Genomic DNA, 24,614 nt, shown 5'->3' with positions numbered 1-24,614 from the left:
CCTATAGTGTTATTAACGATGTTTAATAAGCAAAAAAGGGATTCATTATGTCAGCTAAGAAAATTTTAATGGTACTTACTTCACACGATGAGCTTGGCGATACCGGCCATAAAACGGGCTTTTGGGTTGAAGAATTTGCCGCGCCCTACTACGCCTTTGTTGATGCTGGTGCAGAGGTAACTTTAGCCTCTGTTAAAGGTGGCCAACCTCCGATTGATCCAAACAGTGCGGCACCTGATGCTGCAACTGATGCTACAAAACGCTTTGATCAAGACAGCGCAGCACAAACCTTAATGGCTAATACAAAACCTCTGGCTGACGTAAAAGCCAGTGATTACGATGCGGTGTTTTACCCAGGCGGCCATGGTCCGTTATGGGATTTAGTTGATAACCAAGATTCGATCAATTTAATTGAGCAATTTCTTAATTCAGATAAGCCAGTGGGTGCAGTGTGTCACGCCAGTGCAGTATTACTTAATGCGAAAAATGCAGCTGGTAAATCTGTAGTGTTTGATAAAAAAGTAACTGGCTTTAGTAACTCAGAAGAAGACGCCGTACAGCTTACCAATGTTGTGCCATTACTTGTTGAAGATGAGTTAATTAAACAAGGTGGTCAGTATCAAAAAACCGATGATTGGGGCGAGCTTGCGATTGAAGATGGCCTACTAATCACAGGGCAAAACCCTGCAAGTTCAGAGCTTGCTGCGAAAAAACTACTTACCAAATTAGGTTAACCCAAGCCTTTAGTAAACACCTTGCTTAGCAGGGTGTTTACCTTCACTTTTAATAAGTTATACTCATTCGGTCACCTTGATTTAAGAGCTTCTCATCATGACTGAAAAAAAAGCTGTCAAACTTCCTCCAATCAGTAGTAAGCGATTCGCCATTTTAGGCATTATGCTGGTGTGCTTGGTACTTCAAATAATTAATACCCTACCCGGCATCAATTTGAATGGTTTAGGGATTTTACCAAGGCAAATGTCAGGTCTATCAGGGGTGTTTTTTGCGCCATTTTTACATGGTGGCTGGGCACACCTTTTTAGTAACCTAGTGCCATTTGCTATTCTCGGCTGGCTAGTTTGCCAATTTAGCGTAAAACGCTTTTGGCTGGTATTTACTGGTACTGCGCTCATTGGTGGGTTATTAGTATGGCTATTTGGTCGCAGCAACATTCATGTTGGACTAAGTGGTGTTATATACGGTTTATGGGGCTACTTAATTAGCTACGGCATTATGCACCGCTCATTCAAAGCCATTTTAATCAGTATTGCGGTTGTTGTGCTATACAGCGGCCTAATTTGGGGTGTCTTTCCGCAGCGCATCCATATTTCATTCGAAAGCCATTTATTCGGCGCAATTAGCGGCGCATTCATCGGCTATATTATGGCAAAACGTGATAAACATAAGAATCTGAAGCTTTAAACTTAAAGCTTCTAGCTTCTCAGCTTCATTGTCACCATCACAACGCCATGGTCGGTGCTTTGATCATCATAGGCAAATTGCGGGTTGATCAAGTGCTGATCGTAGGTGTGATAATCCACCACTTCAAAAAAACTGCTCTGAAACCCGGCATCAAACTCTCGAGATAACAAAATATAATCAAACACTGAGCTGCTACTGCCAAAATAGTGGGTTGCTTCTCTATCATTTTCGATTACAACATGGCGCTGATACAGTTGCCAACTATCTTGTAGTTTAAACTCTGAACGAGATGGGCTATTTTGCCTATGACCGCTAAAGCGAAGATGATCAGCTATTAGGTGGTTAAGCACGCCATCGTGTAACTCATTATTAAAATCCCCCATTACAATCACCGGGTTATTGCTGTGCGCTCTGCGTTTAATGATTTCAACGAGTAACAATACGGCTTCACTGCCACGCTGTATGCTGGATGCCCAGCGCCCAAGAGCTTGTGATTTTAACTGCATAACTAAGTTTTGCTGTTCACTGTGGCTTTCATCATCCTGATGATGGAGCATGCTGCGCTTTGATTTAAAGTGCACCACATAGCAATCGACCTGCCCTAAGTGAGGTACTTCAAGTGTCGCGCGAATAATGCGGCGACTAAAGTTGAAATTAGCGCTTAAGCCCATGGCTAAAGCATCATCTTGCTCTGCCTCAACCTGACTTACATCGACAATTTTATAACGTGAGGCAATCGCGACAACTGGATCGCGATAAATAAAGTCATCAATAACAGTTGGCTCATCAACTACTGCAAAATAGGGGTAACCCTCTGCGTTAACTTGTTGTTTCAGTTCATTGATACTGAAGACTTCTTGAAAGCCAATAATGTCTGGCTGCTGATTTTTAAGGTAATCGGCCAACCAGCGCTGCTTTTTGGCCCATTGCTCAGCACTATAAATACGCTGAAAATCATAAAATGCGTCAGGTGGCGCTAAATAATTATATAAATTAAATGTTGCGACCTTTAATTGATTATAGTCTGTCACTTATGTCCTTGTTCATATAGCCATTCGCGAGCGATTGTTGCATCTTCAAAATACTTAACTTCGCCACTGGTAAACCAATTACCAACTTTACTAGCAACTTGTTGCCATTTTTTATTACCCAGTACCGCAATGCGACAAAACTCTTTGTTATGTTTTAAGCCAAATTTAAAATCATCCCACGCCGCTTGTAATTCCCATCCTTCAAGCTCTGTTATATCTACAAACACTCTCATTTTGACCCGAGGCACCGAAGCAAGTGCATTATCAACCAGTGGCGTTAAGGTCGAATAATCGTCGTGAGTCAATTTACCCACCACTTTTAAGGTAAGGTAAAAGGTAGTGCCTGTTCGCTCTAAACCAATAGCTAAGCCATGCTTTTTCATAACAGCCTCCTGAAAATTATTTAAACTTAACAAGTTAACAATATCGACATAATACTATTTTATAACTCTACTTCCCTTGCTTAGGTTGATCAACTAGGATGGTAATCTCGTAATAACATTCATTAAAGCACAATTTAGGGAGTTTCTATGAGTAATACCGACAGTTATACGCCACCTAAAGTGTGGCAATGGGATGCAGAAAACGGTGGTGAATGGGCTAAGACTAATCGCCCGGTCTCAGGTGCGACCCACGAACAAGACTTGCCCGTTGGTAAACACAACCTTCAACTCTACTCACTTGCAACACCGAATGGTCAAAAAGTCACCATTATGCTCGAAGAGCTATTAGAGCTAGGTATTGATGAAGCCGACTACGATGCATTTTTAATTAAGATCGGCGATGGTGATCAATTCTCTTCTGGGTTTGTTAGTGTAAATCCTAATTCAAAAATTCCAGCCTTAATGGATCACAGTACTACACCTGTTACTCGCGTGTTTGAGTCAGGGGCTATTTTACAGTACTTAGCAGAGAAGTTTGATGCACTGATCCCAAGCGATCATACTAGTAAAACAGAATGTCGCAATTGGCTGTTTTGGCAAATGGGTTCTGCCCCCTACTTAGGCGGTGGTTTTGGCCATTTTTATAGCTATGCACCTTATAAAATGCAGTATCCGATTGACCGCTTCACAATGGAAGTTAAACGTCAGTTAGACGTGTTAAACCGTCACCTAAGTGACCATGATTATATGGCGGGCAGTGAATACTCAATTGCCGACATTGCTATTTGGCCTTGGTATGGCAGCCTAGTGCTTGGCTATTTATATGATGCAGCTGAGTTTTTAGATGTCGAGTCATATAGTCATGTAATACGCTGGGCAAAACAAATCGAACGTCGCCCTGCCGTAAAACGTGGTCGCCGAGTAAACCGCACATGGGGTGATGAAGCTGAACAATTAGCTGAACGCCACTCTAAAGATGATTTTTAAGGGCTTAACGGCCCTTTTTCATAAATACTAACTATATGAAAAAACTCAGCAAAGAAGACATATACCAACGCCTTAGTAACACCGAAGATGCCCGTGCCTGCAAAGCAATTGATGAGGCGGCTTGTAAAGTCGTACCCGGCAATTTTATTACCTTATTAGTGAGCCAACTATTTAGTAAGTTTGCCGATGCCTTGTTAAACCCAAAGGTAACCCTACCTTGGCTGTTACAAAGCATTAATGTGCCGAGCAGTTTTATTGCTTGGCTTGTGCCTATTCGTGAATCAGGTTCTATGTTGCCACAGCTGGCGATAGCAAGTGCCATTCGTAAGCTGCCCGTCAGAAAGTGGGTGTGGGTAATTGGCGCGATTGTGCAGGCTTTGTGTATTGTGGGTATGTTGGTTTGTGCTTTAACGCTGCAAGGTACAAACGCTGGGTTTGCTATTATTGCTCTTTTGATTGTTTTTAGCCTAGCTCGCGGCTTTAACTCTATTGCTGCAAAAGATGTATTAGGTAAGGTTATTCCTAAACAACAGCGCGGAGGTATAAGTGGTCTTGCTGCCAGCTTTGCAGGATTTGCTACACTCACCTTCGGTCTTGGTTTGTGGTATCTACAAAGCCTTGGTTATGAGAATGGAGTGTATATTGCACTGATGCTAGCAGTGCTTATGTGGGTTTTCGCAGCGCTTAGTTACAGTCGTATTAAAGAATACAAAGGCGCAACAGAAGGCGCTGAAAACGGCTTGCTACATGCTCTTAAAAAACTAAAACTGCTTTACCAAGACAAGCAATTTGCACATTTTATAATTACTCGTGCATTGTTATTGTGCTCAGCCTTGAGCGCCCCTTTTTATATCGTACTTGCCAGTGAACAAGCTTTCGACTTTTCATTGCTTGCTACGTTTATGGCGCTATCAGGACTAGCAAACTTAGTATCCGCTCCTATTTGGGGTAGGCTCAGTGATTTGTCTAGTCGCCGCGTTTTAGTGCTTGCTGCGATACTCGTTACTTTTAATGGCTTTGCTGTTTATTTGATTGCTTACTTAAGCCCATCCACTCTCAATGAGTTTTGGTTATTACCACTGTGTTATTTTTTACTCACTGTAGCTCATCAAGGAGTACGCCTTGGCCGTAAAACCTATCTTGTTGATATGGCAGAAGGTAACAAGCGTACAGACTATGTCTCTGTTAGTAATACAGTGATCGGGGTTATCTTACTGTTACTTGGCAGCGTTGGCTTACTAAATGCGTACTTAAGCACCGCCGAGCTTATATTATTTTATAGCCTTTTAGGCTTGGTAGGCGCTATTAGTGCTTGGTTTTTACCAGAAACTTAATTCAAAAAGGCGACCGAAGTCGCCTTTTCTCTTTAGTTTTTCAAATTCTTATCGAAGAACTCTAAAAACGCTTTCAATGTTTTAATTCGATAAGGCTGATGCGACAAGTAGTGGTCACCATCTTCAAGCTCAATATAGGTAACGTCTTTGCCTTCGTCTTTAAGCTCATCTTCCATTTCTCGGCTATGATAAACAGGCACCACGTTATCATCAGAACCATGAACGAGTAACACTGGGCGATTAATTTGTTTTGCAAAATTAACTGGCGAGACCTTTTCTAATTTATCGCCATCAGTACCAAATTGCTTACGCACAATTTCTTTATTGGTGAAATATCGTGCCTTACTAACAATACGCTCAAGATCTGTGACACCAGCAAAGCTGGCCGCACATTTGAATGTTTCAGGGTGCTTAACCACCGCCATTAGTGCGGCATAACCACCATAACTTGCTCCACCAATACAGATTTTATCTTTATTAGCGATACCTTCACCAACAAGCCAATTCGCGGCATCTTGCAAGTCATCTTGCATTTCTTTACCAAAACCTTGTACAGCAGCCATTTCGAATTCATGACCATAACCACTTGAACCACGAAAGTTTGGTTGTAGCACTGCATAACCATTATAGGCAAGCAACGCAGTCCAGTAGTCAAAGTCTGCGTAATCTCTAGCCATTGGGCCGCCATGTGGGAACACAATGGTAGGCAATTTATCACCTTTTTTATAACCCACAGGTAAGGTTAAATACCCTTCAATAGTTAAACCATCACGGGCTTTATAACTGATTTTCTTTTTACCGCTGTAAACTGTCTCATCAATATCCGGAAATGCCGATACAAATACTGTTAACTCGTTCGTATCACGGTTACCTAACATATAGGTGCCGGGGATTTGCTCACCTGTAACCAAAACCACATATTGACGTTGATCTTTGCTGGTATCAATAATATCAATATCAAACTTATCTGCTGGCAGTACAGCGCGTAAGCCATTATAAAGATTGCTTAAATCTTCATCCCAGTAATGGATCCCCTCATCAAGCTGTGAGTGAGTAAACCCTGCGACTTCACCAGTTAAAGGTGAATAGAATATATGACCGTCGAAGTCAGAGTTATCATCGCTAAACACTAACTCTTTTTTCATGGTCGTTAGGTTCATTTTATAAAGCGCATCGTAGCCATCTTTAAGTGCTTTGTAATAAATAATATTAGGGTCTTTATCAAAGCCCAAAACACTTACTACATCAGGGCTAAATGCTTTATATTTGAATAATGTTTTACGTTTATCTCTATCTTCGTCATATAGAATATATTCAAATTCGTCTTCATCCATTTTAAGGGCAATACGTACATTGCCTTGGCGGTCAATAATCCAATCGGTAACTTTGTTGAATGAACGCTGCACTTTCTTTTTACGAAGTGTATATAAATCAAGTTCATACACACCTGGCGCATTAGCAAAATCAAAGTCACCTTGCACTAAGATTTTGTCTTTTTTACTCGGTAAAAAACTGATGACCTGATCGCCAAATTGCGGTTGCCGCTTGTCACGATTAAAGTCTGCTTCATTGGCTGGTCTAACTTTGCCTTTATCGTTAATGTTATAAGCATACATAAAAGTTGTTGAATATTTTGGGCCACCAAATTGACGTTGGATACGGCGTGCACCTATCAACAAAACTTCATCATTCGCCCACTCATACCAATCAAAGAAAATAGTGTGGTTATCTGAGCGGATCAGAGAGTTGACTTCTTCTGTTTTACGGTTATAAACCGTTAACACCAACTCTCCATTTACATTTCGAATAAACGATAGATGACTACCATTTGGTGAGAGCTTTACTTGACTAAAAGCCCGTAAAGAGGCGAATGATTCTACAGGGAGTTGCGTGTTTTCAGCAGCACGGGGCATTAAGCTTAGTACCGAAAATAGTGAAAGCAGTAAGTACTTCATCATAAAGTCCATTTCATTTTTTACTGTTCCTAAATAATAACATTAAAAGAAAATAAAAGACTATGTAAGAAATTTCACCTCTGACAATCATTCGTTTAAAACGAACAAAGTACTCGATTAAAAGCATTATTAATTTATTTTTTGCTAATTATAATGACTGCACAAATTCAGTTTTCTTAGGTGACATGATGAAAAAAGTACTTGTGTTAAATTCATCTTTAAATGGTGAACAAGGTAATTCAACCAAGCTTAGCCAACAATTTGTTGAGCAGCTTGCTAACAACCAACAAATTTCAGTAACAACTCGCGATTTAAGCGACAATGCCATTGCTCACTTAACGCAGACAGAAATGGCTGCCTGGATGACTGATGCAAACGAACGCAATGATGAACAAAAAGCACTTGCTGCAATATCTGATGATTTAATCGCTGAACTTAACGACAACGAGTTAATCGTTATTGGTATGCCAATGTATAACTTTGGTATTCCTTCGACATTTAAAGCTTGGATTGATCGTATTGCCCGTGCAGGTATTACCTTTAAGTACACTGAGCAAGGCCCTGTAGGTTTAGTTGAAGGCAAAAAAGTAGTGGTACTTGCAGCGCGTGGTGGTATCTATCAAGGCACCGACATGGATACACAAACTAAATACTTAAAAGATGTACTTGGTTTTGTGGGTATGACTGACGTTCACTTTATTTATGCTGAGGGCCTAGCGATGCCAGACGCAGAGCAAAGTCTAGAAGCAGCGAAAAACGAAATCAACACATTTGCTGCAGCACTATAATCAGCAAAGTATAAAAAAGCGGTCATCATGACCGCTTTGTGATTTACGCTGTGACCGATAACAGCGAATCACCTTCAGATAAAGCAAACTTTTCTTGCACAGAGGCTAGAATCGCTTCTTTATCTTCTTCTCCCAGTTGATCAGAATATTGCGCTAACAACTCATCTAAATAACTGACAACCTCTTCAGTATCAACCTGCTCTAGTGAGTTACCACTTGGCGGCGGTGGTGGACCAGGCGGGCGTTCACCTTCAGGACGACCTAATTCACCGACTTCAGCGGCATCAAAGCCAGCTTCAGCCATAATTGCTTCCATTTCTTGACCAAGTTGAATACCTGCGTCCATAAATGTTTGCATAATGGATTGTGCATCTTCTGCAGTTAAGTTTTCAGGATCAAACTGAGCTAAGGTTTCATTCATTAACTCTGTTTGTTCACTGGTTAACGGCTCTGCTTGCGGTCGTTGCATGGGCTGAAAATTCGCACTCGATGAAACACTGTTGATCATCGTTGATTTTCCTTACGTTTTGGTGGTTTATGTTTGTTGAACTCGTCTTCAGTTACTTCACCATTTTGATCAGCATCCATGTCATTAAAAATGGTTTGCAGCATATCTTCTGGCACAGGCTGCTCACTAAACTCAGTAAAATCAATCACCCCATTGCCATCAATGTCAATCGTCGGAAAGTCAGGTCGTGGAGGTGGACCGCCTTGATGGTCGCGAGCAAAGCAAGCGGGCGCTGTGGCTAACAATGAAATAGCTAAAACAGAAAGTGCAGATAAATGCTTCATAGCGAACCTCTTATGTCATTCAATTGACCGTAAGCATAATCTGAATGCCAACCAAAAGTGTGTGGGTAATATGCAACAAATGTGGAAACTTTGTGGATTGCGTTAGCAATTAATCGAAGTTGTAACTTGTTACGTATGAAAAGCAAAACAATTTTCCAACACAACGATTATGGCAAGCTCAAATAAGCAAAAAGTGAATCTTGTTTGGTTCAAACGTGACCTAAGACTTTCTGATCATCAACCACTTGCCAATGCGATTGCATCAGACCTGCCCTGCATACTGATTTATAACTTTGAGCCACTGTTGCTCGAAGACCCCCATTACAGCTTAAGGCACTGGCGTTTTGTTGCTCAGTCACTTAAAGACATCAACCAACAACTCGAAAAATACAACGCTGAAATCGCCATTTATAATCAACAGATAATTACATTGCTAGAAACACTCAATGACGAGTTTGAAATTGCTGGAGTTTATAGTCATGAAGAAATTGGGCTTTACAACACTTTCGAGCGAGATAAACAAGTAAAACTCTGGCTAAATAATAAAGCTATTCCATGGCATGAAACGCCATTAGGAGGAGTAAAACGAGCACGACCAAAACAGTTTGATTGGCAAACTCATTGGCACGAGGTGATGAACCAACCTCTCGTAAAACCAAATTGGCAAGCTTTTAAAGCCGTACTACCTAATAATTATCAAGCAGCAGAGTGTTTTGACGATTTTCTAAACCACGATCCTCAGTTTCAATATGGCGGCCCTCATGAAGCAAGAGCCTGTCTTAAAAGCTTTATAGAACAGCGAGCTAAAGGCTACCAAAGCGGTATTTCAAGCCCATCAAAAAGTAGAGATTCATGCTCAAGACTCTCTCCATATTTAGCATGGGGGAATTTAAGCCTAAGACAGGTTTATCAAACATTGAGATACTACCTACCAAAACAACCTAAAAGTTGGCGACGTTCATTGCATGCCTTTGAGTCACGATTACATTGGCATTGCCATTTTATGCAAAAGTTTGAAACTCAATGCAGCATGGAGTTTGCTCCGCAAAACACAGGCTACCAGCACTACCCTTATCGCGATGATGATCACCTTGATGAGCACCTAAATCGCTTTGAGCAAGGCCAAACAGGCATTCCTATTATTGATGCCTGTATGCGCTGCCTCAAAGCAACTGGTTACATTAATTTTAGAATGCGCGCTATGTTAGTCAGCTTTATGACCCACCATATGAACATTCACTGGCATCCTGTTAGTTTAATTTTATCGCGTTATTTTTTAGATTTTGAACCGGGAATTCATTACCCACAAATCCAAATGCAAGCATCGGTCACAGGAACCAACATCATTCGTTTATATAACCCAATAAAGCAATCTGAAGATAAAGATCCAGATGGCATATTTATTAAAACATGGTGTCCTGAGCTTAAAGAGCTGCCTGTAGAAGATATCCACCAGCCATGGCAACTGCCGCCAATGGAAGCTTTGTTTAATAACTTTAAACTAGGCGAAGACTACCCCGAGCCTATGGTCGATATAGAAAAGGCTGCCAAGCAAGCACGTGAGCGATTATGGTCATTCCGAGAACGTGATGATGTAAAACGCGGCACAAAAGCCGTACTGCGTAAGCATGTGATTAGCCTAAAAAGGCAACGTCATGGCACATAAAAAACTTAATTTACCCAGCAAAACCTGTCCCGTATGTGACAGGCCATTTGTGTGGCGTAAGAAGTGGCAACGAGACTGGCAGCATGTTAAATATTGCTCTGAGCGTTGCAAGCGCGAAGCGAAAAGAAATATTGGCGTTTAAGTTGCAACTATATCGTTAACTCACACTTTTCGGCACGAAACCCTGAAAGCTTTTCGTGGTCGCCGAAAAAATTACAAAGGAGATGACGATGACGATTAAAAAATCTGCACATACAAGTTGGTCTGGTGATATTAAATCTGGCAAAGGCTACATTTCTAGTGAAAGCGGTGCACTTGATAAACAGCCATTTGGCTTTAACACCCGCTTTGAAGGCAAACCGGGCACTAACCCCGAAGAACTTATTGCTGCTGCTCATAGCAGTTGTTTTAGCATGGCGCTATCGCTGGCACTAACCGAAGCAGACTTTGTGGCTGACGACATAACCACCAAAGCAACCATTAGCCTAGATGAGGTTGACGATGGCTTCGAAGTAAGCCATATCGCACTAGATGTTAGTGCGAAGATAAGTGATATTTCGACTGAAAAATTTGAGCAACTTTGTGAGCAAACCAAGCAAGGCTGCCCTATTTCAAAACTCATGAATGCTGAGATATCACTCACCACAAAGCTTAATTAATCCCGTTCGGCCAAGCACTGCTTGGCCTTTTCATATTCTAACAGGCCCACAACACTTTATTACAATGTAAATTCCTGCTTGTTGTATTATCTTTATGGAACAAAAACCAAATACAACAAGGATATGTATGTTTAAACAACTAGCCCCTATTGCACTTGCAACGCTCGCTTATTCAAGCTATTCAACAGCCGCAACAGAGCAACAGGTGAGTAAACAGTGGTTCAATAGTATCAATTACACTCACGTAGAACATGACAGATATAGCTTTAATGGCTACCAATTAGCAAGCCATTATTACTTTGAAGAGCAGCAGAGCTCAGGTGTGCTCGATGATTATGGCTACCTAGATACAGATTCAAACATCCTAGTCAATTACTCAGGAGGAGACTATTACAATGACATTGGTATATTTGGCGAGTATTTTTTAAATAACTGGTTTGCTGTAGCCGATATAAGTGATGTGAGGGATTTAGACAATTACACTCTAGGTATAGGCTACTTATTTGCCGATGCCTTAAAAGTTTCTGTAAATAGGGATGTGCGTGAATATGGTGATGATTATTTCCGCTTAAAAGCGCAGTATAACCTCCAAATCAACGATAAGGATTACCTTGGTTTTAGCGCAGAAACAGATGATGAACTCGACGTTTGGAATCTCTCGGCCAGATACTTTAATCACTTAAGCGGCAGCCATTACATTACCGTTGATGTTGGCCATCAAGACAGCGTTAATGATTCAGCAAGTAATGCCATGATCAGCTATTACTTTGGCGAACACTATGCCATAGGTGCAGGTTTGGATGATTCTGAACTCGTTTTACAAGGTAAGTACTTTATTAATGAAAAATATTATTTAACCGCTAATTACACTGAAAGCGGCTCAGCTGAACTCTACAACCTCAAGTTTGTTGCCCAATTCTAAACAGTAATGAGTCAACAGTTTTAAACAAAAACGCCACTTTAAAAGTGGCGTTTTTTTGATATACAGATACTACATATTACCTAGCTTCATCATCATTGCAGTGTACATTTTTAAGTTCAGCGCTAACTGCTCTTCGGTAATAAACTCATGTTCTGAGTGACCTGTGTACTTTTTACCTGGCATTGATGGACCAAATGAAACAGCATTATCAAATAGCTTCGCATTGGTGCCACCACCGATTGACACAAAGCCCGCGTCTTTATCGCCCGTAAAATGCTTAAAGATATCAAGTAAAGCTTGGGCGTGAGGTGCACCATCTAACAGCATTGGCGTACCAATTACCACTTTTGTGTCTTTTAACGTGACATTGTTAGAGGTTTGCCAAGCGCTAAGTGCTTCATTAATTTGCTGTTTGAGCACAGCTTTTTGTTTACCAACAGGACGGCGCATATTAACCGACAATTTAATATCGTTACCATCGCGGCTTAATAACGTTGGCGAAACAGTCATCGGCCCCATAAAATCATGCTTGTAAGCAATTTCACCGAATTGCGCGCCATATAAATCAAGGCCAATTAGCTGATTAATAAACTCAATTGCTTGACCATAGCTATTGTTCTCAAGGTCGATGCCTTTGAAGATTTCTGCAAGATACGCAATGGCATTTTCACCCGCTTCTGGCTCAGATGAATGTGCTGAAATCCCCTTCACTTGCACTAACAAGCCATTATCTTGCTCTGTCATCGCCACTTTTACGTTTTTAAGCTTAGCGACATTGTCGTGTAATTTAGCTACTGTCGCAGCATCGGCGTTATGCACAAGCACACTGGCATCTTCAGGGATTTGGCTAACAAAAGCACCGCCTTTTAAATTACTTACATATAAGCCTGTTTTTGCAGAGGTTGCTGAAAAAGTCGGCGCAATTAAGCTCCAGCCTTTTTCTGCAACAACCACAGGGTATGAAGCATCAATGGTGACAGCATATTTTGGTTGCTGATAGGTTTTCATAAACTCTTCGAGTGGTGCCCAGTCAGACTCTTCAGCAAGGTAAACCATTAATTCAATGCGGTTATTTAAAGTAATGCCGTTATCTTTAATCGCCTTCATTGCATGCAATGCTGTGGCAATAGCACCTTTATCGTCTTCTGTACCACGGGCAATTAGCTTTCCAGGTTCAGAGGTTTTATCCATTTTAAATGGGCTTTGCTGCCATTTACTGGCATCGGCTGGTTGCACATCACCATGGGTTACTATGGTTACTTTATCAGCTTGGTTACCCATGCCAATTAACACTGTGTAGCCTAAATCTTGATAATCAAAACCAAACTGCGCCGCTTTCATTTTTAAGAACGACTTAAAGCCAATGAAATCTGGGTTATCAGGAGTCGCTAAACCTTCTTTATTCACCGTTGGGTAAGAAACTAAATTCTCTAAGGTATGAATTTGCGCTTGTTGATATTGCTCTACCGCGTAGTTAGCCAGCTTTTCACTTTGCTCAGACACATCAGCCTGACTAGAGAAGGCAGTTAATAAGAATGCAGCAACTAATGAATGTTTCAAGATAAGCTCCAGAGTTTAAAAAGATTTTTAAAGGTACTCGTTAATTGTAACGATTCTGACTAGGACATGATATCTCTAATTTAAGTAAAATGTATCGCTTAAAAATAACAACAAGGTACAATAGCCATTCACCCTATTAATTCGTTTGTTAGACTCATGAACCGCAGAAAAAAGATCTTCACTAAACTTAAGCAAAAAGATAAGCGCGCCAATGCAAAATTGCATAAAAGCAATAAGCCGGCATACATCTCAAAGGCAGATCGCGAAAAATTAGCACAGCAAGAAGCTGAGCAGGAAAATTAAAATACCCAGCGGTAAGATTGTAGGCGCGATTTTATATCGCGCAACACACAAAGACATTTATTTGCACAAAGAGGATTAGAGGCGCTGCGCTCTAGAGAATACAATAAGTAATCTATTGTTTTACCTCATTGTCTTCTCATTCTTTTCTCTTTGTTAAAAGACAATTTGAACCACAGAGCACACCGAGGCGCTTCGCGCTACACAGAGAAAACAATATTTACAAAGAGATAATGGTTTCTCCTTCTCTTTCTCTGTGCTCTCTGTGACCTCTATGGTTAGAAAAAATCTTTAACTCACAAAGAGGATAAGAGACGCTTCGCTTTAGAGGAAAACAACAAGCAATCTATTATTTTCCCTCATTGTCTTCTCATTCTGTTCTCTTTGTGAAGATATTTCGGCACCAAAGTACCTCCTACGAGCTAGGCATTTGGTAAAGGCCTGTAAGCAGCACCATCTGATAGCAGATCGCTCTTTGTGCGTTGGGTTTCGCTCCGCTCTACCCAACCTACGAGCTGATAGCTTTCTCTAAAACCGATAACTTACGCTGGCATTATACGAGCGGCCTTGTCCGGCAAGTTGCTCAAAACCATTGCTCATATCTTTCTTGTAATTAGCAATACTTACACCACCAAGTGGCTGTTGGTAGTATTCATCAAGTAAGTTGGTAATTGCTAACTTAAAGGTTAAATTTTGCCACGTTTTCTGACTTGAGATAGCCAGTAACTGATAGCTGTCGGTTTGGTTTTCTAAACGGCGCTCATCAACATAGGTTTTACTATCAACCCACTGCCAGCTCAGTGCGTTTTGCCAGCCTTTGTATTCGTGCTCTAGGCTCAGTTCAGTGTGCAGTGGCATAATTTGATATAAGTCTTCATTGCTATCATCACGTTCGCCATGTGTACTGGTTAGTGAGCCTTTTAACTGCCACTTTCCTGCTTGCTTTGTGTTGTAAAGCTCTACCAAGCCCGCCAGTTTTGCACCGTAAAGTGTCGCATCTAGGTTCGTAAAAGTAAGAATATTGCGCTTGGTATGCGCCATGTCAGTGCGATTAAAGATCTTAGTCACTTCAGCATCAATATAATCATTTACTTGCGTATACCAAACATTTGCCGTTACTTGCCAGCTATCGTCTTTGGCAAGTTTGGTGTAGCTAGAACTCAATGTATGAGCTGTTTCGGCTTCTAAATCTGGGTTACCAATGTAACCATTACCATCGCCAAACCAACCAATCATAGTGGTTGCCATCGTACCTACACCCCAGCTATAACGCTCATATAAATTAGGTGCACGGTTTTTACGAGCTAAACCAAATTGCAGCTCATCGTTATTCGATAATTGATAGCGAGCAAGTAAGCTAATATCAACTAAGGTGTCGTCACGTTTACGGTCTAATTGGTTAAATTCCATCGCAGCTTGGGCGTCGGTTTTTGACATATCCATCATTGAGCCCATATTAGCCATGCCGCTCATGCCACCTTCGTTATAAGCCTGCACTTCGCCAGTATCTGTGGTGACTTGCTCAACACGAACACCTGCCGACACCCACCATGCTTGGTTTACTTGGCTTTGGTACTCAGCAAATGCCGCAAGACGGTCACGTTTGCCATCGTTAATGTTTACGTACTCATTTGGGCCCATCATCATTGACCCTGCAACCGCTGGCCACCAGTCATCAATTCGATAACCGTAATATTCTTGCCCTAGCATTAATGATGACTGTTTTGATAAATCAGTGCGCCAATGAACTTGATAACTGTAATCTTGTGCATCTGTATTCATTGGCATCATGCCGGTTTTCTCATTACTGAAAAAACCCATTTCGTGTTTTACATCATGCGCATTCACTTGCACCTGCAAATCACCATTTTCAAGCTCACGTTGATACTGAGCAACTAAGCCATAGCTGGTGTTATCGGTCATATCCATGTATTGATTAGGAAAGCCTTGGTAAGGAATTTTTTGATGCGTCAGTTTAACAACAAGCTGTTGTTTTTCATCACGAATAGCGCCCGTTAAGGCATGATTTTGCACTCGATATAAGGTATCAAGTACACGCTCACCATGCCCATCATCATAGCTGTTCGCATCTTCAAAGCTGCCTTGGTAAGACAAGCTAAACTGTTTGCTCGCAAGGCTGGCACCTAGCGCGTATGCTTGGCTATCGTTAACGCTTTTGTACTGGGCGGTAACATAGCCTGCGTGCCATTTCACTGAGTCTGAATCACTAAATTCAGGGGCAATCGTATTTACTCTAATAACACCGGCAATATTATCACCGCCACTGCTTACCGGTGATACACCAGCAACAACACTGTAAGAGGTAATTTGGTTTGCCGACACATAAGAGAGTGGCGGGTTCATCTGGTTAGCACACGCTGCTGTGACATCAGCACCATCGACTAAAACTTTAACTCTATCGCCCATCATGCCGTTCATCACCGGCAAGTTAGACACTCCTCCGGCCGCTGAAAAATCAACACCTAAATCTTTCAGTAACGCGTCTGCAGAGCCAACTAATTGATGGTTATTTTGGGCATGACCTTGTACTTCTATCACTTCAATAGAATCATCAGCAAAGGCCGAAATACTTAAAACACAGCTAAGTGCTACAGCAATATTAGAAAATAAAAAACCAGGGCGAGAAGATGGCGTGTTCATAACTGTTTTAAAATCAAAGCAAATAATTAATGACGCCGATTATAAAACTCATTAATTAGTCTGAACACGTGACATATTGTCGCACCCTGTCACAGGTAAATAACTTAGCGCAGCACCACTAAAGGAATACGGCTATCTTCAAGCATTTTTAAGGTCGTGCTGCCTAAAAAGAATTGCCGCCATTTAGAGTGACCAAATGCGCCCATCACCATTAAGTCAACGGCGTGGTCACTTTTATATCGCCACAGCGCTTGATAAACATCGCCATCGAGCATGCGCGCTCTCACATTAAAACCATTTTCAGCAAATCTTGCTGAGGCAGTGTCAAGTTTGTCTTGGCAGTGACCATCTTGTTTATCCACCATCACCAAATGGCAATCTAAGCCGGATAAAATGCCGCCATTGATAATTTGCGTAATCGCTTTGTCGGTACTTTCGCTGCCATCATAAGCTAGCATAAAATTTGTAGGCTCATGAAATTGCGGCGGCACAATCGCAACCGGGGTATGCACCTGACGGATCAGCGTTTCAATGTGCGAGCCCAGTACTTTAAAATCATCGTAGTGCCCTTTACCAGAGCGGCCTATAATCATCACACGGGCATTGTCTTCATGTTCAAGTAAAGCATCAACAAGACTCATTGAAAGCTGTTGTTGCTCAATCTCGGTTAGGCCTGCATGCTCGGCTTTTTTCATTGCTTCATCTAGCAATAATTGACCATGCTGCGACGCTACTTTGTTGCGCTCTTGTTCAAGTTTTGCCAATTGCTCTAACAATGAGGTTTGCGAGCCTAAACCTATAATTGCGGTTAAATCATCACTGCCTTGTGGCAAAGGTGGCTCTAGTGCATGCAAAAAATTAATCGGGTGGCTGGAGCGCTTAGAAATCCAAATCGCCGCTTCTGTCACCGCATCGGTCATGCATGAACCGTCGATACAGGCAAATATCTTTTTCATTGCGCTCTCCTTTAAACCAATTCAGTTAACCAAGTATAGTTGGCTTTTTCTCTGTATTTATTTTGAACAGCAAAGACTTAAGAAGTTCAGGTTATTTTCTTATAGCAAACAAATATAGAACGTTCCAAAAAGTACTGTATCAACCCCATTAATTTGTATTACAATAGCGCTGGGCACACACCTCTACTCCAGAACAAAGTATTTGTTACTGGCATTTTCAATTATCAAAAATCTATTTTGTTTTTAAATTTATTTTAAAGGAATTACATGACTAACGTAGCCAACTCCCAAGGCAACGCAAGCACGTTTACCATTCTGATAGTATTGGCTTTAGGCACATTCATTTTGGGCCTATCAGAATTTTCTATGATGCCAATGTTGCCCCTGATCAGCGAAACATTTTCGTCTACGCCAGCGCAAAGTGGTTATGCCATCAGTGCTTACGCGATTGGCGTAGTTGTCGGTGCCCCACTATTTATGATCACAACCGCCAACATGCGTAAGCGAAATGCACTGTTGATGTTTGTCAGTATGATGTTTTTATTCAATGGTTTAAGTGCTTTTGCAAACTCGCTTGAACAACTTATTTTATTTCGATTTTTAAGTGGCTTACCACACGGTGCCTACTTCGCCGCTGCTATTTTATTGGCTGCCGATATCGCCCCTGCCGATAAACGCGCAAGCTTTATGTCAAAAGTATTTATGGGTTTAACCATTGCCACTATTGTTGGTGTGCCCATGGTCACCCTAGTGGGGCAAAACTTTAGCTGGCGTTATTGTTTGGCAGGTACCGCTGTACTTGCGTTAGTTGCCTTAGTATTGATTGTGAAATACGTACCTAACGTAAAAAATACCGCGCCAACATCGATTCTCGATGAGTTAAGTGTATTAAAGAACAAGCTCGTATGGACTATTCTGGGTATCATCATTATTGGTTTTGGTGGCGTATTTTGTGTTTACACTTACATTGCCGACACTATTTTAGAAGTCACCCATACCCCTGCTTACACTATCTCTATTGCGATGATTATGTTTGGTATTGGCTGTACTTTAGGTAACTATGTATTAGGTAAAGCCGCCGACCACTCACCGCTGAAAACCACAGGCGCAGCGCTAATTGGTGCTGTAGTATTTGCAGCCAGTTATGTAAGCGCAAGCCATAATATTTGGCTGTTATACGCGGTGATTTTCTTTATTGGCTTTAGTGTTGGTTTAGGTACCGTGATCCAATCATTATTAATGGATGTGTCACCACAAGGGCATGCCATGATTGGTGCGCTAGTACAGTGTGCGTTTAATACAGCTAATGCGATAGGCCCTTGGCTTGGCGGCATGGCTATTGCTGAAGGAGCACTCCCTAGTCAAACAGGCTATGTTTCTGCGGCACTATTCTTAGGTGGTTTTTTAATGTGGTCGTTAAGTGCGATGCAGATGAAAAGACAAAGCTGTAAGCTTTAAGCTCTCAGCTGTCAGTCTGATCGCTGAAGGCTGAAGGCTGAAGGCTGAAGGCTATCAGACTTACTCATCCTGAAATATCTCTTCGATACTCAGGTTAAATAAACGCGCGGCTTTAAATGCTAATGGCAAACTTGGATCAAATTTACCTTTTTCGATAGCATTCACTGTTTGCCTTGATACATCGAGTAATTCGGCTAATTTTGCTTGGGTGTAGTTGTGCTTAGCACGAAGCACTTTCAAGCGGTTTTTCATTCCTCGCCCTCGTCGTTTAACTGCTTATTCATCATTAAAAGACTCACTAAATAGGTTAAGCCCATAAAGAGTACGAGGTGCGATATATCTTCTTTAAAGCTTATTAAGCCACTTGATTGCACAACCGAATAAGCTAAACCAAATACTAAGCTTGCACCCAAGGTAATCGCCATTGCATTAAAGTGCATACGCTGCTGCAGCTCATCCATTCCTTGAAGTTGTCGTTTGTTCGATAAAATCATCATAATGCCAACTACTACATTAAGTAAGATTGCCACAACACTAAAAACAGCCTGCTCTTGCCATAAAAAATGCGGCCCAAATGAGGCAATTGCTAAAGTAATCACCCATGCTGATGTCCATTTCGCGAGGTTTAGCGTGTTCTGCTTATTACGTTGTTTAAAGGTTAATCCTGTCTGATCCATTATTCTCACCTTAAAAGTAAAGTAAACTTGACTAAAGATTAACCTAGCAACACAAAAAGTCAAATAAACTTTACAAAAAGTTTTATATACATGACACCAATATGATTTTTTAATGTCAGAAAAGGCAAGGCGCTTGCTGTTAATCTCATAATATTGTATTAATCAAAGTATCCCGTAATCTAATATAAAATCGGTCCAATCGGACTGCGTTTCTAACAATAACAATGAAGATAACACTATGAATACGGCACTGTTTTTCGTTGGCGAATGGCAAGTTACCCCGGCCACTAATTCAATCAGGCGCGGTGAACAAACAAAGCATCTTGAACCAAAGGCGATGGATGTATTACTGCTGCTATGCGAAAAACAAGGTGAGCTACTAACGAGCGAAGAAATTATCAGCCATTGTTGGCCAAATGTGGCGCTGGGTGACAACCCCCTACATAAAGTGATCACCCAATTACGTAAAGCCTTTGACGATAAAGCAAGTGATCCGCATTACATAGAAACCATTCGTAAACGTGGTTATCGGGTTATTGCCGAAATCAACTTTCCACTCAACGAAGAACAAAAAGCCAGCCAAACCAGTTGGCAAGGTGATTCGCCCTTTGTTGGCTTAAGTGCGTTTGCACCAGAGCAAGCCGATGTATTTTTTGGTCGTAACAAACAAATTGCCACTTTGCTACAGCGAGTGTCGGCTCAAATTGAGTTTGGTCGCGCATTTTGCTTAATTTTGGGAGCCAGTGGTTCAGGTAAATCGTCATTAGTTAACGCAGGTGTATTGCCCGCTTTAATGTCGAGTAATGGCTACGATGGTATTAGAGTACACAGTTACTGCCAACTCGACTTTGCCGATGTCAGCAAAGAGCGCTTACTGCTTGATTTAGCCTCAACCTTGCTCGATTTAGAAATAAACGACGCACCTGTACTTAGCGATATAAGTGCCGATGCGTTGGCTGAATTGTTATTAAAAGACCCAGAACAGGTTATTTCCCGCTGTAAAGCAGCACTTGCAGCGCTAAATGCAGAGCGCAATACGCCCTATTTATTTTTATTTATCGACAGGCTCGAAGTGCTATTGTCATCGCCGCTATTTAGCGATGACGAGCGCAACCAGCTTTTAGCTCTTATTGAGCGCTTAGCAACAAGTGGCTGCATGATCATTTTTAGTGCCTGTCGTAATGACTTTTACCCGCAAGTAGTGAGTCAACCAAGTTTAATGGCAGGTAAAGCCAATGGCGCACATTTTGACTTATTAGCGCCAACTCGCTCTGAGCTTAAGCAAATGATCCGTTTGCCAGCACTTGCAGCAGGCTTAAGTTGGCAACATCACCCAGAGCATCACACACCGCTTGATGAACAACTTTGTAACGATACTGCCAATAACCCAGATGCATTGCCAATGCTGCAATACACCTTGCAGCAGCTTTATTTGCAGCGCAGCCCAGACAACGAATTATTGTTTTCTGAATACCAAGCGCTTGGTACCATCGAAGGAGCCATCGGCCAAAAAGCCGAACAGGTATTTTGCCAATTACCCAAAGACCAACAAACTGAACTTGCCGCAGTACTTTCTAAACTGATCACCTTAAACCCAGATGGCGAAACACTCACCAGCCGCGCTGCGCGTTGGAGCGAATTAACCTGCCCTGCTGCAACCAAGCTTGTTCAGGCTATGGTCGATAGCCGCTTGTTTGTGTCGCACCTTAAAAATGAGCAAGCCTGCTTTAGCCTTGCCCACGAAGCCCTGCTACGCCATTGGCAACGCGCCATAGATTGGGTGCAAGAACACCAACAAAGCTTAGCAATTCAAAGTCGTGTGCAACTAGCCACCGAGCGCTGGCTGCTTGAACATAAACACAGCGACTTTTTACTAGCGCAAGGCAAACCGCTGCAAGAAGCACAAAGCCTAGTTAAAAACCCTATGTTTAGCTTATCGAGCGACGAAGAAGCGTTAATTAAGGCTTCTAACAATAAAGCCAAACGTAAAAAACGCGTGTTACAAATAACGGCGGCTGCACTTGTGTGCTTAACCTTTATTGCCACATTTATGAGCGTGCGCAGCTATCACGCCGAACAAATAGCAAAACAAAAACGCCAAGAAGCGGAGAGTTTATTGGGTTTTATGGTCGGTGAATTTGCCGACAAACTCAGAAGCGTTAAGCGCATGGATTTATTGGATGGTATTAGCAACAAAGCCCTTGAGTATTTTACCAACCAAGACGAAGAAACAGCGTCACTGTTTGACTTTAGCGATAAACAAGCCGAGTTTAATAACCGTTTTCAATACGCTCAAACCTTAGAGGCCATGGGCGAAGTCGCTTACTCTCGCGGCAAAACCGACGAGGCCTTCACTGCCTTTGAAAATGCACGAACGCGCCTAGAATCATTACTAAAAATTCAACCCAACAACCTAGATGTTTTAATGCTCGCAGGGGCCAATGCTTTTTGGCTTGGTAATTTAACTTATGAGCAAAGTAATTATTTAGCGACTGAGCCAATGTTCAAACGTTACTTGGCTTACAGCGAAATGATGTATCAGCTTGCCCCTAATGACTTTAATTCAATTATGGAGCTATCTTACTCACACAATTCACTTGGCTCGCTGTATTTAAAACAGTTTAATTACGCACTTGCAAAACAAAGCTTTACTGAGTCTTTAAAACTTAAAAACCAAGCCCTTGAGCTTAAACCTAATAACAAAAATTTATTACGCGATAAAACAGACACCATTAGCTGGATTGCAAGCACAGAAGAAAGGCTAGGAAATTTAAGCGAGGCATTGACCATGCTTGAGCAGGCTATTAATCAATTAGATTCTGTCCTAAAAATAAGACCTGATGATGCCAGTCTTCTTAGCGACATTTTTAATATTTATATGCAACAAAGCTATCTTTTAAGTTACTTTCCAGATAAACAAGATGCTTATAGAAAAGTAGAAAAAGCATTGTTTGCAATAAACAAAGCACGTTTACAAGATCCTGAAAATGAAAATTTCAAACGCAAATATTACAGGGCTCTTTCATTTCAATTAATGCTATCCGAAGAAAGTAAAAAAAATATCGATGAAATAGTTAACTACACTGATAGCAATGGCTTTGAAAAATCTCAAATTATTGAAATCCAATTAAATATCATAAATTACTTAATAAACGTAAAAAACTTCTCCCAAGCAAAGAGCCTCTTACTAAAACTTGAGAATAATACTGACTATAAGGAAAGAGAAAGTAATAAAGAAAAAATAGAAAGTAACATTGATTTTATAAAAGTAAGTTTAATAAAAGCAAAACTATCAAAAGATAAACTAGTTAAAAGTTCTATTTGCCGAGGTATCATTAATTCAATAAATGAAAAACACTACCGCAGTAAAAGCATAAGAATAACTCACCCCCTTATACAAGCTTACACATGTTTGAATAAGGAAAGTGAAGTCAACACAATTAAAAGTAAACTAATAGAGTTAGGTATTACTAACTTTGATCTATAAAAAACAACTAGAAGGTAATAACAATGAGCGAAAGTCAAACTTACAACTTTACAGTGAATGTTACACTTAACACTGAAAATGAAGCTGTATTCACATACTTCCAAGACGGTCAGCAAGTTTCTGGTGGCGGTACTGTCAATGAAAGAAACAGCCTAGGTATTTATACACTTGATGACGCAACTGTTGATGCTGGCTTTCAATTTACAGGTGCTAAATTTGCAAACCTTGAAGGTGATTGCGAGCAAGACTTTAGCTTTAAAGTCACTAATGATGGTCAAACAATTGAAATAGCGGATACTGATGAAAATAGCGGCACTGCGTGTATGATTTTCATCGTTGAGTGCAATGGCACAAGCTATGAAAGTGCCGATCCGCAAGTAAAAAATGAAGACTAAAACTAAAAAAACTTCATAAAAAGCTCCTTTCAAGGAGCTTTTTTACATTTAAAAACAAACAATTAAAACCAGAAGATTACCAGAAGGTTAATTTGCACTTTTTTAAGTAACTTTATAGACACCAAAATCGTTTGCATCGGCAAAAAGGAAACGAACGTGTCTACTAACAACAAAAATGAACAACCAAGCACTGCTAAATCAGAAGCTAAAAACGCACTTGCGCAGTCTATCAATTCAGAGCAACTTGCACTAATTGCCCAAATGTTTCAGAACATTCCTGAAGGGGTGTTTATCATTAATGGTCAAGGCACGTTTGAATTTGCAAACCCGATGGCGGCACAACTTTTAGGTGACAACCAAGAAGCCTTAATCGGTCAAAACCTGTTACATTACCTACACGACACCGACCGTGATAAATACATGTATACCCTACTCAGTTGGTTAGATCATAAAGACTCGCCGATAAGCCTTGGTCCAAACGAAGTTAAAATAAACCGCGCCGATAGTAAAACCCTTGAAGCGGATTTATGTATTTCAAGCTTGCCAAAAAACATTGCCGTTGCAGATAATTTATTTATTTGTGTATTACATGATTTATCATCGCACAAAGAGCAATATAATCGCTTAGTTAAACAGGCCACCACTGACCATTTAACCGGCCTTGCAAATAGATTAACCCTTGAGGAATCATTAAAAGAGCATTGGCAAGAAAGCGTACAAACCAACCAAGCTATTAGCACTATATTAATCGACATTGATTATTTTAAATTATTTAATGACCGATTTGGTCATGTTAAAGGCGATAAGTGCTTACAAAAAGTAGCGAGTATAATTGCAGAATCACTCCCCTCTCATGACTGTTTGGCAGCCCGTTATGGTGGTGAAGAATTTGCGGTTATATTACCAAGGTGTCAAAAAGATACGGCAGCAGTTATTGCAAAGCATATTCAAATAAAAATAAACAATATGTCATTTACTGAAATTGGCTTACCGAGTGACTTTAGAATAAGTGTAAGTCAAGGAATTGCTTGCGAGTTTAATAATCAATACCGTACTTCTGAGGCACTAATTTGTGCTGCAGATACTGCTTTATACCGAGCAAAAACAGAGGGCAGAAATAAAATAAGCATAAGCGCATAAAAGGTTATTTTAGTGTAGAACTATGAGCTAAATAGCTTGTT

Annotated in this window: 24 protein-coding genes; 14 read left to right on the top strand and 10 right to left on the bottom strand. The window is 40.9% G+C overall.

What is annotated here, in order from left to right:
• Window positions 1-47: 47 nt before the first annotated feature.
• Window positions 48-734, top strand: coding sequence for a type 1 glutamine amidotransferase domain-containing protein (locus tag QL229_RS03295; RefSeq protein ID WP_138558848.1), 687 nt, complete (start codon window positions 48-50; stop codon window positions 732-734).
• Window positions 735-831: 97 nt separating this feature from the next.
• The gene (locus QL229_RS03290; protein WP_138558847.1) at window positions 832-1,422 is read left to right on the top strand and encodes a rhomboid family intramembrane serine protease; all 591 of its coding nucleotides are present in this window, start codon (window positions 832-834) and stop codon (window positions 1,420-1,422) included.
• 11 nt (window positions 1,423-1,433) lie between these two features.
• Here the strand turns inward: QL229_RS03290 and QL229_RS03285 are convergent, their stop codons facing one another.
• On the bottom strand, window positions 1,434-2,453 hold the full coding sequence (locus tag QL229_RS03285; protein WP_138558846.1) for an endonuclease/exonuclease/phosphatase family protein: 1,020 nt from the start codon (window positions 2,451-2,453) through the stop codon (window positions 1,434-1,436).
• Window positions 2,450-2,836, bottom strand: coding sequence for an STAS/SEC14 domain-containing protein (locus QL229_RS03280; RefSeq protein ID WP_135925704.1), 387 nt, complete (start codon window positions 2,834-2,836; stop codon window positions 2,450-2,452). Before QL229_RS03280 ends, QL229_RS03285 begins: the two co-directional genes overlap by 4 nt.
• A 147-nt stretch (window positions 2,837-2,983) precedes the next feature.
• Between QL229_RS03280 and yghU the strand changes: the two genes are divergently transcribed.
• Window positions 2,984-3,823: a glutathione-dependent disulfide-bond oxidoreductase gene (gene yghU / locus QL229_RS03275; RefSeq protein ID WP_135925705.1), complete on the top strand. Its 840-nt coding sequence runs from the start codon at window positions 2,984-2,986 to the stop codon at window positions 3,821-3,823.
• Between the two features lie 35 nt (window positions 3,824-3,858).
• Window positions 3,859-5,157 carry an MFS transporter gene (locus QL229_RS03270; protein WP_138558845.1) on the top strand — a complete coding sequence of 433 codons (1,299 nt, stop codon included), beginning with the start codon at window positions 3,859-3,861 and terminating at the stop codon, window positions 5,155-5,157.
• A 32-nt stretch (window positions 5,158-5,189) separates the two neighbouring features.
• Here QL229_RS03270 and QL229_RS03265 read toward each other — a convergent pair whose 3' ends face one another.
• A complete protein-coding gene (locus tag QL229_RS03265; RefSeq protein WP_281546481.1) occupies window positions 5,190-7,112 on the bottom strand; it encodes a S9 family peptidase in 1,923 nt (640 codons plus the stop codon).
• Between the two features lie 188 nt (window positions 7,113-7,300).
• Between QL229_RS03265 and QL229_RS03260 the strand changes: the two genes are divergently transcribed.
• Window positions 7,301-7,900, top strand: a complete 600-nt coding sequence (locus tag QL229_RS03260; protein WP_135925708.1) for an NAD(P)H-dependent oxidoreductase — start codon at window positions 7,301-7,303, stop codon at window positions 7,898-7,900.
• A 43-nt stretch (window positions 7,901-7,943) separates the two neighbouring features.
• On the opposite strand, the gene QL229_RS03255 is transcribed toward QL229_RS03260, so the two are convergent.
• Window positions 7,944-8,408 (bottom strand): hypothetical protein, encoded by a 465-nt coding sequence (locus QL229_RS03255; RefSeq protein WP_281546480.1) that lies wholly within the window; start codon window positions 8,406-8,408, stop codon window positions 7,944-7,946.
• Window positions 8,405-8,692, bottom strand: a complete 288-nt coding sequence (locus QL229_RS03250; protein ID WP_138558842.1) for an EF-hand domain-containing protein — start codon at window positions 8,690-8,692, stop codon at window positions 8,405-8,407. The genes QL229_RS03255 and QL229_RS03250 overlap by 4 nt, the downstream gene beginning before the upstream one ends.
• Window positions 8,693-8,861: 169 nt before the next feature.
• On the opposite strand from QL229_RS03250, the gene QL229_RS03245 reads away from it, so the two are divergent.
• The 4 genes from QL229_RS03245 to QL229_RS03230 all read left to right on the top strand — a co-directional run bounded on the left by QL229_RS03245 (window position 8,862) and on the right by QL229_RS03230 (window position 11,939).
• Window positions 8,862-10,358 (top strand): deoxyribodipyrimidine photo-lyase, encoded by a 1,497-nt coding sequence (locus QL229_RS03245; RefSeq protein WP_138558841.1) that lies wholly within the window; start codon window positions 8,862-8,864, stop codon window positions 10,356-10,358.
• Window positions 10,348-10,500, top strand: coding sequence for a DUF2256 domain-containing protein (locus QL229_RS03240; RefSeq protein ID WP_135925712.1), 153 nt, complete (start codon window positions 10,348-10,350; stop codon window positions 10,498-10,500). Before QL229_RS03245 ends, QL229_RS03240 begins: the two co-directional genes overlap by 11 nt.
• An 88-nt stretch (window positions 10,501-10,588) precedes the next feature.
• Window positions 10,589-11,017, top strand: coding sequence for an OsmC family protein (locus QL229_RS03235; RefSeq protein ID WP_138558840.1), 429 nt, complete (start codon window positions 10,589-10,591; stop codon window positions 11,015-11,017).
• 127 nt (window positions 11,018-11,144) lie between these two features.
• Window positions 11,145-11,939: a putative porin gene (locus QL229_RS03230; protein ID WP_138558839.1), complete on the top strand. Its 795-nt coding sequence runs from the start codon at window positions 11,145-11,147 to the stop codon at window positions 11,937-11,939.
• 69 nt (window positions 11,940-12,008) lie between these two features.
• Here the strand turns inward: QL229_RS03230 and QL229_RS03225 are convergent, their stop codons facing one another.
• A complete protein-coding gene (locus QL229_RS03225; protein WP_281546479.1) occupies window positions 12,009-13,499 on the bottom strand; it encodes a dipeptidase in 1,491 nt (496 codons plus the stop codon).
• 156 nt (window positions 13,500-13,655) lie between these two features.
• Here QL229_RS03225 and QL229_RS03220 point away from each other — a divergent pair, with 156 nt between their 5' ends.
• Entirely contained in the window at window positions 13,656-13,802 is a 147-nt protein-coding gene (locus tag QL229_RS03220; protein ID WP_138558837.1) for a DUF2986 domain-containing protein, read from the top strand.
• Window positions 13,803-14,327: 525 nt separating this feature from the next.
• Here QL229_RS03220 and QL229_RS03215 read toward each other — a convergent pair.
• Window positions 14,328-16,460 (bottom strand): TonB-dependent receptor, encoded by a 2,133-nt coding sequence (locus QL229_RS03215; RefSeq protein WP_138556582.1) that lies wholly within the window; start codon window positions 16,458-16,460, stop codon window positions 14,328-14,330.
• A gap of 104 nt (window positions 16,461-16,564) precedes the next feature.
• Entirely contained in the window at window positions 16,565-17,416 is an 852-nt protein-coding gene (locus tag QL229_RS03210) for a universal stress protein (protein ID WP_063527966.1), read from the bottom strand.
• A gap of 267 nt (window positions 17,417-17,683) precedes the next feature.
• Here QL229_RS03210 and QL229_RS03205 point away from each other — a divergent pair, with 267 nt between their 5' ends.
• Window positions 17,684-18,874: an MFS transporter gene (locus tag QL229_RS03205; RefSeq protein WP_138556583.1), complete on the top strand. Its 1,191-nt coding sequence runs from the start codon at window positions 17,684-17,686 to the stop codon at window positions 18,872-18,874.
• Between the two features lie 60 nt (window positions 18,875-18,934).
• Here the strand turns inward: QL229_RS03205 and QL229_RS03200 are convergent, their stop codons facing one another.
• Together QL229_RS03200 and QL229_RS03195 are read right to left on the bottom strand one after the other, a co-directional pair.
• The gene (locus tag QL229_RS03200) at window positions 18,935-19,126 is read right to left on the bottom strand and encodes a helix-turn-helix transcriptional regulator (protein WP_138556584.1); all 192 of its coding nucleotides are present in this window, start codon (window positions 19,124-19,126) and stop codon (window positions 18,935-18,937) included.
• Window positions 19,123-19,551 carry a hypothetical protein gene (locus QL229_RS03195; RefSeq protein ID WP_171040375.1) on the bottom strand — a complete coding sequence of 143 codons (429 nt, stop codon included), beginning with the start codon at window positions 19,549-19,551 and terminating at the stop codon, window positions 19,123-19,125. Before QL229_RS03195 ends, QL229_RS03200 begins: the two co-directional genes overlap by 4 nt.
• A gap of 238 nt (window positions 19,552-19,789) precedes the next feature.
• On the opposite strand from QL229_RS03195, the gene QL229_RS03190 reads away from it, so the two are divergent.
• From QL229_RS03190 to QL229_RS03180, 3 genes are all read left to right on the top strand, one after another.
• Entirely contained in the window at window positions 19,790-23,038 is a 3,249-nt protein-coding gene (locus QL229_RS03190; RefSeq protein ID WP_138556585.1) for a winged helix-turn-helix domain-containing protein, read from the top strand.
• A 23-nt stretch (window positions 23,039-23,061) separates the two neighbouring features.
• Entirely contained in the window at window positions 23,062-23,433 is a 372-nt protein-coding gene (locus QL229_RS03185) for a DP-EP family protein (RefSeq protein ID WP_138556586.1), read from the top strand.
• A 156-nt stretch (window positions 23,434-23,589) separates the two neighbouring features.
• Window positions 23,590-24,573, top strand: coding sequence for a diguanylate cyclase (locus QL229_RS03180; protein WP_138556587.1), 984 nt, complete (start codon window positions 23,590-23,592; stop codon window positions 24,571-24,573).
• Window positions 24,574-24,614 lie beyond the last annotated feature (41 nt).

Source organism: Pseudoalteromonas sp. PAR1, from assembly GCF_947311895.1.
Classification (GTDB): domain Bacteria; phylum Pseudomonadota; class Gammaproteobacteria; order Enterobacterales; family Alteromonadaceae; genus Pseudoalteromonas; species Pseudoalteromonas lipolytica_C.
This window is presented reverse-complemented; position numbering and strand designations above follow the sequence as displayed.